The following is a 1,330-nucleotide window of genomic DNA, read 5'->3' on the forward strand; positions in this document are numbered from 1 at the left end:
AAAAAAAATGCGCAACACCTTTCTTGCATAAAATGCAGATTTATTCAGAAAACGGAGAAAACCGCGCCTTCGCAGCTTAAAACGCCCGCTGGGCGGCCTTTAAACGACGTCTGCGGGTTTCCCTGCCTACCTCCATCCACTTAAACGGAAGCCCGGATCAACCACAGGATGGGGCGCGTCGACTTTTTGCTCAACGCAAACGTTCAACCTTGTAGCCGCGAGCCTTCAGAATCGCTGGAACGCCATCTTCTCCGACAAGATGACCTGCGCCAACGGCCATAAAATCGGTACCGGCCCCCTTCATTTCGATCTCAATTTGATTCGCCCAATTTTCATTCCTGGCCGTGAAAACGGCAGCGTAAACAATTGGCATTTCCGATTTCATCTCACTCAGCAATTCTTCTTCGAGATCTTTGACATCGCCGGTCGACCAATCCCGAGCCATTTCATTTAGCATATCGATACTCTCATCCATTTCACCGAGCGTATCGCGCAGCATTTGAAACTGTTGTGCCTCTGGTATCGCCGCCAACATCTTGAGCTGACTTTCGGCACTCTCAAAGGCCCGTATTTTTTTATCCTTCACCAATGGCTGCAGTTGCTTTTCCACACCGGCGTCTGGATTAAACCCTTTTTGAACTAACGCGCCGACACTTACCAAAGTGGACGCGAGCCACGGGCGCATAGCGTCAACAGCCTCAAAGGGCATACCCAAAGGGGCAATCGCTTCGCGCAATGCCGTCACTTCTGCTGCCGTTAGCTGGGAACTCAACGACGACCCAGGCGCCATACCCAAACGCATCATTGTGGCCTGCAAATTGGGATCCGTTTCAGAGCCAGGCATGATCTCGAACCAAACTTCCTCTGCGTCTGCCAGACGGCGTGTTAACTCATCCGACTGCCATTTCATTCCATTTGGCAGGATATGGATCGTTGGATAGAGCGTGATCTCAGAGTCGGCATCGCTGACGATCCACATTGGCGGCTGGGGTGGTAAGGTGGAAGCAGGCTCGCCCCCGCAGGCCCCGAGCGCCAGGAGGGGAATAAAGGCGCATGACTTCAGAGCGTTTCGCATAGTTTGATCTTTTCGATAAGTTGAGGTTGTAAGCTAACAACCTTATCGCAAAAGAAAATGGCCTTAAGGAGAGAAAATCAAGCCCGACACCGAAATAATGTCGGCACTCGCTGAAACCCAGGAGTTTTCGCCGCAAAACCCTAGAGTGGCACTAAGCCAATCGCTGTCTGCTGTTTTGTTGTATTTTTGGATATAAAAAAGCCCCGCTGGATTTGTGTCCGAGCGGGGCTGTTTTGTTTTGTATAGGAGGGAGTG

General features: G+C 51.1%; 1 protein-coding gene. It reads right to left on the reverse strand.

Features of this window, described 5'->3' with window-relative positions:
- Positions 1-190: 190 nt before the first annotated feature.
- Entirely contained in the window at positions 191-1,075 is an 885-nt protein-coding gene (locus IE073_RS14075) for a TraB/GumN family protein (RefSeq protein ID WP_189587184.1), read from the reverse strand.
- Between the last annotated feature and the right edge of the window lie 255 nt (positions 1,076-1,330).

The sequence above is a fragment of the Litorimonas cladophorae genome (assembly GCF_014652455.1).
GTDB lineage: Bacteria > Pseudomonadota > Alphaproteobacteria > Caulobacterales > Maricaulaceae > Litorimonas > Litorimonas cladophorae.